Origin of the sequence: Streptomyces sp. NPDC058157, from assembly GCF_042884105.1 — a bacterium.
Lineage (GTDB): Bacteria > Actinomycetota > Actinomycetes > Streptomycetales > Streptomycetaceae > Streptomyces.
This window is the reverse complement of the sequence record NZ_JBHVUQ010000277.1, coordinates 1-7,875: the sequence shown is the minus strand read 5'-3', so window position 1 is coordinate 7,875 and position 7,875 is coordinate 1. Positions and strand designations below refer to the sequence as shown.

The 7,875-nt window shown below is 73.9% G+C and carries 10 protein-coding genes and 1 pseudogene; 7 read left to right on the top strand and 4 right to left on the bottom strand.

Translation table 11 applies throughout. The features are described from left to right. Both ACFVXK_RS35440 and ACFVXK_RS35435 read left to right on the top strand, forming a co-directional pair. Positions 1 to 1,124: 3-hydroxybutyrate oligomer hydrolase family protein (locus ACFVXK_RS35440; RefSeq protein ID WP_389620458.1), on the top strand; the 1,124-nt coding region annotated here is incomplete at its 5' end. A 34-nt stretch (positions 1,125 to 1,158) separates the two neighbouring features. Continuing rightward, positions 1,159 to 1,572 (top strand): SgcJ/EcaC family oxidoreductase, encoded by a 414-nt coding sequence (locus ACFVXK_RS35435; RefSeq protein ID WP_389620455.1) that lies wholly within the window; start codon positions 1,159 to 1,161, stop codon positions 1,570 to 1,572. On the opposite strand, the gene ACFVXK_RS35430 is transcribed toward ACFVXK_RS35435, so the two are convergent. Beyond that, positions 1,562 to 2,077 carry a cupin domain-containing protein gene (locus tag ACFVXK_RS35430; protein WP_389620452.1) on the bottom strand — a complete coding sequence of 172 codons (516 nt, stop codon included), beginning with the start codon at positions 2,075 to 2,077 and terminating at the stop codon, positions 1,562 to 1,564. The two genes, ACFVXK_RS35435 and ACFVXK_RS35430, sit on opposite strands and share 11 nt — an antisense overlap. Positions 2,078 to 2,159: 82 nt before the next feature. On the opposite strand from ACFVXK_RS35430, the gene ACFVXK_RS35425 reads away from it, so the two are divergent. From ACFVXK_RS35425 to ACFVXK_RS35405, 5 genes are all read left to right on the top strand, one after another. Continuing rightward, entirely contained in the window at positions 2,160 to 3,011 is an 852-nt protein-coding gene (locus ACFVXK_RS35425; RefSeq protein WP_389620449.1) for a LysR family transcriptional regulator, read from the top strand. Positions 3,012 to 3,409: 398 nt separating this feature from the next. Further along, positions 3,410 to 5,050 (top strand): phosphoglucomutase (alpha-D-glucose-1,6-bisphosphate-dependent), encoded by a 1,641-nt coding sequence (pgm, locus tag ACFVXK_RS35420; protein WP_389620446.1) that lies wholly within the window; start codon positions 3,410 to 3,412, stop codon positions 5,048 to 5,050. Between the two features lie 66 nt (positions 5,051 to 5,116). Next, a complete protein-coding gene (locus tag ACFVXK_RS35415; protein ID WP_389620443.1) occupies positions 5,117 to 5,443 on the top strand; it encodes a hypothetical protein in 327 nt (108 codons plus the stop codon). Further along, entirely contained in the window at positions 5,440 to 5,970 is a 531-nt protein-coding gene (locus ACFVXK_RS35410) for a MarR family winged helix-turn-helix transcriptional regulator (protein ID WP_389620440.1), read from the top strand. The genes ACFVXK_RS35415 and ACFVXK_RS35410 overlap by 4 nt, the downstream gene beginning before the upstream one ends. 63 nt (positions 5,971 to 6,033) lie before the next feature. Next, positions 6,034 to 6,498, top strand: a complete 465-nt coding sequence (locus ACFVXK_RS35405; RefSeq protein WP_389620438.1) for a hypothetical protein — start codon at positions 6,034 to 6,036, stop codon at positions 6,496 to 6,498. On the opposite strand, the gene ACFVXK_RS35400 is transcribed toward ACFVXK_RS35405, so the two are convergent. The 3 genes and pseudogenes from ACFVXK_RS35400 to ACFVXK_RS35390 form a co-directional block, all read right to left on the bottom strand. Next, positions 6,449 to 6,838, bottom strand: coding sequence for a hypothetical protein (locus ACFVXK_RS35400; RefSeq protein WP_389620435.1), 390 nt, complete (start codon positions 6,836 to 6,838; stop codon positions 6,449 to 6,451). The two genes, ACFVXK_RS35405 and ACFVXK_RS35400, sit on opposite strands and share 50 nt — an antisense overlap. A gap of 96 nt (positions 6,839 to 6,934) precedes the next feature. Continuing rightward, on the bottom strand, positions 6,935 to 7,633 hold the full coding sequence (locus ACFVXK_RS35395) for an SDR family oxidoreductase (protein WP_389620432.1): 699 nt from the start codon (positions 7,631 to 7,633) through the stop codon (positions 6,935 to 6,937). Positions 7,634 to 7,738: 105 nt separating this feature from the next. Continuing rightward, positions 7,739 to 7,875 (bottom strand): annotated as a pseudogene (locus ACFVXK_RS35390) (endonuclease/exonuclease/phosphatase family protein); the annotation flags it as partial.

Below are 7,875 nucleotides of genomic sequence, written 5' to 3'. Positions count from 1 at the left end.
GAATACAGGTCGACGGGTACTTCCCGGACTCCTCGACCGGCAACACCGATCACGGCTGGAACCACGACTCCCAGTTCGTGATCCGCCTGCCGGACCACTGGAACGGGGGCCTGGTCGTCACCGGCTCGCCGGGGGTGCGCGAGCAGTACGCCAACGACCGGGCCATCGGCGACTGGGTCCTGGCCCGCGGATACGCCTTCGCGGCGACCGACAAGGGCAACACGGGCACCGCCTTCCACCGCGACGGCCGCCATCCCGGGGACGCGATCGCCGAGTGGAACGCCCGGGTCACCCAGCTGACCCGGGCGGCCCGCGCCGTCGTCGCCCAGCGCTACCGGCGGCCGCCCTCCCGCACGCTCGCCACCGGCATGTCCAACGGCGGCTACCTGGTGCGCTGGCAGCTGGAGAACCATCCCGAGCTGTACGACGGCGGCGTGGACTGGGAGGGCACCCTCTGGCGGAAGCAGGGGCCCCACCTGCTCACCTTCCTGCCGCCGGCCCTCGCCGCCTACCCGCGCTACGCGGCGGGGGGCGCGGGCGCGGAGCAGGCCCGTCAGGAGCTCCTCGCGGCGGGCTTCCCGGCCGGCTCGGAGTTCCTGTGGCCCTTCCACCACCAGTACTACTGGGACCTGACCCAGCGGATCTACCGCGAGGAGCTGGACCCGGGCTACGACGGCCCGCTGGAGGCGGGGACGCCGTTCTGCGCGCCGGGCACCCCCGCCTGCGACGCGGACTACGACTACCGCCTGCGGCCCCGGAGCGTCCACGACGCGGTCGCCGAGATCGCGCTGACGGGCCGGATCGGCAAGCCCCTCATCACCCTGCACGGCACGCTGGACGTGCTGCTGCCGATCAGTCAGGACTCCGACGTCTACGCGCGGATGGTCACCGACGCGGGGCGGGGCCGTCTCCTGCGGTACTACCGGATCGAGGGAGGCACCCACGTCGACTCCCTGTTCGACGCCTTCCCCGACCGGCTCCGTCCGCTCGTCCCCTGCCACCGCGCCGCACTGGCCGCCCTGGAGACCTGGCTTGGCCGCGGCGCACCGCCGCCGGCGAGCCGCACGGTGCCGCGTCCCGCCGCGGGCGAGGACCCGCTCACGAGCTGCCGGCTCGGCCCTTGACCTCAACCTCGGTTGAGGGAGGACCGTGGTGCGCATGAACACGGAATCCACTGCGTACGCCGCAGCCGTCGAAGCCGTCGAAGCCATCGGGCAGGTCGTCGCCACCGTCGAGCACGCCCAGCAGCACAAGGACCCGGAGGAGTTCCTCGGCCTCTTCCACCCCGACGCGATCTGGACGACGGCCCACGGCAAGGTCCTCACGGGCCTCGACGAGATCGCGGAGTTCACCCGCAGGGTCCTCCCCTCGGCCGACTGGGACGGCGAGGTCACCTACGAGGTGGTCCACGTCCTCTTCGTCCGTCCCGACGTCGCGGCGGTCAAGGTCCGCCAGCGCTACCTGTCGCCGGGCGAGGAGAGCGAGGGCGCCCCGCTGTACGTGATGTCCAGGCAGGACGACGGCCGCTGGCTGCTGACCGCCTGCCAGAACACCGCGGTCGTCACCCACTGACCCCCGGCGGCCGCGGGAACTCGGTCGCGGGGCGGGTGGCGTAGCGGGCCATGGCGGTGATGTTGGCCTCCGGGGTCAGGGGGCGGCCGCCGGCGAGCATGCCGCCGAGGTCGCGGAAGTACTGCGCGTACCGGCCGGGGGTGAACGTGCTGAGCATGACGGCCGGCTCGTCGCTGACGTTGGCGAAGGTGTGCGGGGCGCCGGGCGGGACCACGACGAGGGTGCCGGCGGGCGCGTCGTGGCTGTCGCGGCCGACGGTGAAGCGCACGGTGCCGGAGACGACGTAGAAGCCCTCGTCGTGCTCGGCGTGGCGGTGCTGCGGCGGTCCGGGGGTGTGCGGGGCGAGGACGGACTCCGCGAATCCGATGCGGTTGCCGGTGGTGGCGCCGTCCTCCAGGAGGCGCATCACGGTGGTGCCCAGGACGATCTCCTCGCCCTGGCCGGGGCGGACCACGGACACGGCGGGATCGGTTCCGGGGGGCGTGGTACGTGCGTGCTCGGTCATGTGCCGATTCCAGCGCCGGGGCCCCGGGCCCGTCCAATACCGCCTGGAGGGTCCCGATACCGGCTGGGTATCGTTGCCGGTCATGGAGCTGAGAACGCTGCGCTATTTCGTCGCCGTCGCCGAGGAGCTCCACTTCGGCCGGGCCGCCGCCCGGCTGCACATGAGCCAGCCGCCGCTGAGCCGGGCGGTCAAACTGCTCGAGGCGGACGTCGGGGCGGTCCTGCTGGACCGCTCGGCCGCCGGTGTCGCGCTCACCGCGGCCGGCGCGGCACTGCTGGACGAGGCGCGCACACTGCTGGAACGGGTCGAGCGGGCGCGGGCGCGGGTGGCCGCCGTGGCGGGCGCCGGGACCCTCACGGTCGGCATGCTGGGCGACCGGGCCGATCCGGGCGCCCACCGGCTGGCCGCGGCGTTCCGGCGACACCATCCGGGTGTCGAGGTCCGGGTCCGCGAGACCGACCTGGCCGACCCGACGTGCGGGCTGCGGGCCGGTCTCGTCGACGTCGCGCTGACCCGCGGGCCGTTCGACCGGACCGGTCTGACGGTGCGTGAGCTGCGCGCCGATCCGGTGGGGGCGCTGCTGCGCGCGGACGACCCGCTGGCGGGGCGGGACCGTCTGGAGCCGGCCGAGCTGTCCGGCCGGCGCTGGTTCCGCTTCCCGCCGGGCACCGATCCGCTCTGGCAGGCCTACTGGAACGGGGGCGAGGAGCGCGAGGGCCCCGTCGTCCGCGCGGTGCAGGAGTGCCTCCAGGCCGTGCTCTGGAACGGCACCGTGGGCCTCGCCCCCCTCGGGCACGCCCCGCCCGAGGGTCTGGTCCTGGTGCCGCTCGCCGGGACGGCCGCCAGCCCGGTGGTGGTGGCCTGGCGGCGGGGCGACACGAACCCGCTGGTGACGGCGTTCGCCCGGATCGCGGTCGCGGCCTACCGGGGGTGACTCCCCGGGGGGCGAGGCCGTGCAGGTGCTGCGGGGGCCGACCGTCCCCGGCTCTCTTCCCGGTTCTTCTCCTGCCGGTCCCGGAGCTCCTCCGGCGGCCGGCCCGCCACGGGGCGGCTCGCCTCGGGGTGTACGGGGTCCGGGCCGGGGTGGGCGCTGGTCTGCTCCTCGCGTCCGATACCGGGTGCCTGCCGCTTCTTCTCCATGCCGCCGTCCATGGTCCGGGCTCCTTTCCTCGACCGGTGGCGTCTACCCACTTCGGGCCACGGCACGTGCGCGGTCTGGCCGACACTGGCTTGAACAAGGATGAAGATGTTCAAAAGGGCTGATAGGAGTGGCTGCCTCTGGGTAGGCCGTGGGGGTAGGAGGACCTGAGCGGCGATGCGGAGGAGCGAAGGATGTCGAACGAGCGAGCGGGGCAGCGGGCGCGGGCGGAGGACCTCGTCGACGTGTCCCGGCTGGTCACGGCGTACTACGCCCTGCACCCGGACCCCGCCGATCCGGCCCAGCGGGTGAGCTTCGGCACCTCGGGGCACCGCGGGTCGTCCCTGGCCACCGCCTTCAACGAGGACCACATCGCCGCCACCAGCCAGGCCATCTGCGAGTACCGGGCCCGGCAGGGCGTGGGCGGGCCGCTGTTCCTCGGGGCCGACACCCACGCGCTGTCCGAACCCGCCCGGGTGACGGCGCTCGAGGTGTTCGCCGCCAACGGCGTGGACGTCCTCGTCGACACGGCGGACGGCTACACCCCGACGCCCGCCGTCTCCCACGCCATCCTCACCCACAACCGCGGCCGCACCGGCGCCCTGGCCGACGGGGTGGTCGTCACCCCCTCGCACAACCCGCCCGCCGACGGCGGGTTCAAGTACAACCCGCCCCACGGCGGCCCCGCCGGTTCGGACGCCACCGGCTGGATCCAGGACCGGGCCAACGAGATCATCGCGGGCGGATCGAAGGAGGTCCGGAGACTGCCGTACGCGCGGGCCCTCGCGGCCCCGACGACCGGGCGCTACGACTTCCTCGGGGCGTACGTCGGCGACCTGCCCTCCGTGCTCGACCTGGACGCCGTCCGCGCCGCCGGCGTGCGCATCGGGGCCGACCCGCTCGGCGGCGCGTCGGTGGCCTACTGGGGGCGCATCGCCGAGGAGCACCGCCTCGACCTGACCGTCGTGAACCCGGAGACCGACCCGACCTGGCGGTTCATGACCCTGGACTGGGACGGGAAGATCCGCATGGACTGCTCCTCCCCGTACGCCATGGCCTCGCTGATCGAGGACCGGGACCGGTTCGACGTCACGACCGGCAACGACGCCGACGCCGACCGGCACGGCATCGTGACCCCGGACGGCGGGCTGATGAACCCCAACCACTACCTCGCCACCGCCATCGACTACCTGTGCCGCCACCGCGCCGGCTGGCCGGTCTCCGCGGGCATCGGCAAGACCCTGGTGTCCTCGGGGATGATCGACCGGGTCGCCGCCGACCTGGGCCGGGAACTGGTGGAGGTCCCCGTCGGCTTCAAGTGGTTCGTCGACGGCCTGGCCGGCGGCACGATCGGCTTCGGCGGCGAGGAGTCGGCGGGGGCCTCCTTCCTGCGGCGCGACGGGGCCGTGTGGACCACCGACAAGGACGGCATCCTGCTCGCCCTGCTCGCCTCCGAGATCCTCGCGGTCACCGGGCAGAGCCCGTCCGAGCGGTACGCCGAGCTCACCGCCCGGTTCGGCGCACCGGCCTACGCCCGGATCGACGCGCCGGCCACCCGGGAGGAGAAGGCCGTCCTCGGCCGGCTGTCCCCGGAGCAGGTCACCGCGGACACCCTGGCCGGGGACCCGGTGACCGGGGTGCTCACCAGCGCACCGGGCAACGGGGCGGCGTTCGGCGGGATCAAGGTGACCACCGATCACGCCTGGTTCGCGGCCCGCCCCTCGGGCACGGAGGACGTCTACAAGATCTACGCGGAATCGTTCCGGGGCTCCGCGCACCTCGCCGAAGTCCAGGAGGCGGCGCGTTCGGTGGTCTCCGCCGCGCTGTCCTCCTGAACCGCGGGGGTTGCGGGCGCACCCCCGGGGTAGGGGCGGCCCAGGGTGTCCGAGGAGGGGGTCGCCGTGTCCGACGAAGCAGAAGCAGAGGCCGTGGTCGAGGCGGAACTGGAGCCGCACGAACCGTCCCCGGGCGAGGCCGAGGCCCGCACCCGGGTGCGGGACGAGGCCGCGGGCATGACCCACCATCAGGCGGTGGCCGCGCTGGAGCGCGTGCGGGCCGGCGTCGGCGACGTGGCCGACGCCGACCCGCCCCTGCGGGCGGCGCTGGCGGAGTGGTACCGGATCACCGAACTCCTCGCCGGCCACGGCGGCCCGTACAGCTGCGAGGCCGACCCCTACGCCCAGGGCCAGCTGACCGCCCGTCACCGGTGGGGGCCGGCCGAGGGTTGAACCCCTACGACGTCGGCGCGCGGGCGTCGATGGGCTCGTTCGCCCGCGGCGACGACTCCCTCGCGCTGGAGGCGGCGGCCGCCGTCCGCTCGGCCTCGCAGGCCATCGACCGGCTGCGCTCGCACGGTGCGGGCGGGCGCGGGCTGAGCGCGGGGGCGCTCGACGTCCTGGCCCGGCTGGGCACGGCGCCCGAAGAGGGGCTGAGCATCGGGGAGCTGGCCCGCGCGGCCGGTGTGAGTTCCCGCAACGTCACCGGGCTGGTCGACACCCTGGAACGCGACGGACTGGCGCAGCGGGTCCAGGACCCGCGGGACCGCCGCTCGGTCCGGGCCAGGATGACTCCGGCCGGTGCCGACTGGCTGGAGGCGTTCCGCCGGCCGACGCAGCGCGCGATGGCGGCCGTCTTCCAGGGCTTCGACGCCGAGGAACTCGCCCGGTTCAGGCACCTGTGCCTGCGCCTGGTCGAGAACCAGCACCGGATCGAGGAACACCTGGACCGTGCCCGGGCCGACGACCCGGCTTCCTGAACCCGCCACACCCACGCCCCAACCGCCCCGACCGCCGACGACCCCGACGACCCGGAGAACCGCATGACGACCACCACACCCACCGCCCGGAACACCGTCAGGGCCTACCACGAGGCCCGGTTCGGCGGTGACGTGGCGGCGGCCGCCGCCCAGATCGGCGAAGGCTTCCGCTTCCGCAGCCCGTTCATCACCTCCGAGAGCCCCACCGGTCACCTGGACGGACTGGACGGACTCCTCGGCGTCGTCACCGGCGTCGAGCTGATCAGCGAGCTGTACGGCGAAGCCGAGGCCACCCTGGTCTACGACGTCCACACCGTCCCGGCCGTCGGCATCACCCAGCGCACCGCCGAGCACTTCCGCCTCCGCGACGGCCGGATCACGGCGATCACGCTCGTCTTCGACTCCGCACCCTGGCAGGCCATCATGGCCGCCGGTCCGGGGCGGGCCCCCGCCGGAGCGGGGGCCTTTTTCGTGCGGGCTACCAGGAGTGCCAGTGCTCCTGGTGGCGGGTGCGGTACGGCTCGATGACGGTCTCGGGGTCCCACAGCGCACGGCGTGCCTGGACGCGGAGCCGCATGCGGGCCACGCGTTCCCGGCGGTTCGCCGCCTCCTTGAGGGAAGCGGAGCGCCAGGCGCAGCAGTAGGCGTGGACCTCGAAGGCGCGGCGGATGCGCCGGGGCCGGGGGCGGCGTCCCTCCTCGGCCGCTCGGGCCTTTTCGGCGTGGGAGTAGCGCAGGCCGAAGAAGTCGACGCGGCGCCAGGGCCGTCCGCGGAGTTGCTCACGCCAGAGCGGTGAGTCGCGCTCCGCACGGCGGCGTTTGCCGTACGGCGTCTGGTGGTGGGGAACGTGGTGGGCGGTTCGTGACACGTTGGCCTCCGTAACACGCCCCAGGGCTGTCCTGGGCGCGCTACCGGAACCCGAAGGCGGTCCTCCCCCGCATCATCCGTCGTCCTCCCCCGGGCCTCAGCCGAGCTGCCCCGTCGGCCGCATCGTGATGTGGTTGATGTCCACGCCCGCGGGCTGGTTGACGGCGAACACGATCGTGTCCGCGATCTGCTCGGCGGTCATCGTGGCGGCCGTCTCGGGGGTGCCTCCGCGGGCGTGCCAGAAGGGGGTGTCCACGATGCCGGGGGCGACGACCGTGACGCCGACTCCGTCCTGGCCGACCAGGAGGCGGGTGTTCTCGGCGAGGGCGTGGGCGGCCCACTTGGTGACGGAGTAGAGGTTGCCGGGGGTGTGGCGGACGCCGGCGACCGAGCCGATGATCACGATGCGGCCCCGGGAGGCCCTCAGGTGGGGCAGGGTCTCCTGGATCAGCAGGGCGGGGCCCAGGACGTTGGTGAGGATCATGGCGCGCATGTCTTCGGGGGCGTGGGTCTCCAGGTTGCCCGGCAGGGAGAAACCGGCGTTGGCCACGACGTTGTCCAACCGGCCCCAGGTGTCCACCACCTGGCGGACGGCGGCGGCGACGTCCTCCGCTTCGCCGGCGTCGCCGGTGATCGTCAGCAGCCGCTCGCCCGCCCCCGCGGTGGCGGCGAAGGCGGCCAGCTTGCCCGCGTCGCGTCCGGTGACGGCCACGCGGTGGCCCTGCTTGAGCAGGGCGCGGGCGGTGGCGGCGCCGATTCCGGTCGAGCCGCCGGTGATCAGCGTGACGGGGTCCATGGGGGACGGCCTCCTCGGCGACGGGGTCATGGGGGGGCGGAGCGCCTGCACTCTACCCAGCGATCTTCGACGCCCGCCCCTGGTTTTCTCCGGGCCCCCGGTCGCCTATGAGACGTTCAGGTCGGTCTGCAGCAGGTGGTGGTCCGAGTGGGGGCTGGGGCGGACGAGGTGGGTGCGTGGGGTGATGCCGCGGAGGAAGACGTAGTCGAACTTGAGGTTCCAGTCGGTGGTCGCCGTACAGG

Coding starts and splice junctions, on each gene's coding strand:
- ACFVXK_RS35430 (WP_389620452.1), bottom strand. CDS start 2,077: ATGACCGAGCACGCACGTACCACGCCCCCCGGAACCGATCCCGCCGTG.
- ACFVXK_RS35435 (WP_389620455.1), top strand. CDS start 1,159: ATGAACACGGAATCCACTGCGTACGCCGCAGCCGTCGAAGCCGTCGAA.
- ACFVXK_RS35405 (WP_389620438.1), top strand. CDS start 6,034: ATGACGACCACCACACCCACCGCCCGGAACACCGTCAGGGCCTACCAC.
- pgm (WP_389620446.1), top strand. CDS start 3,410: ATGTCGAACGAGCGAGCGGGGCAGCGGGCGCGGGCGGAGGACCTCGTC.
- ACFVXK_RS35425 (WP_389620449.1), top strand. CDS start 2,160: ATGGAGCTGAGAACGCTGCGCTATTTCGTCGCCGTCGCCGAGGAGCTC.
- ACFVXK_RS35395 (WP_389620432.1), bottom strand. CDS start 7,633: ATGGACCCCGTCACGCTGATCACCGGCGGCTCGACCGGAATCGGCGCC.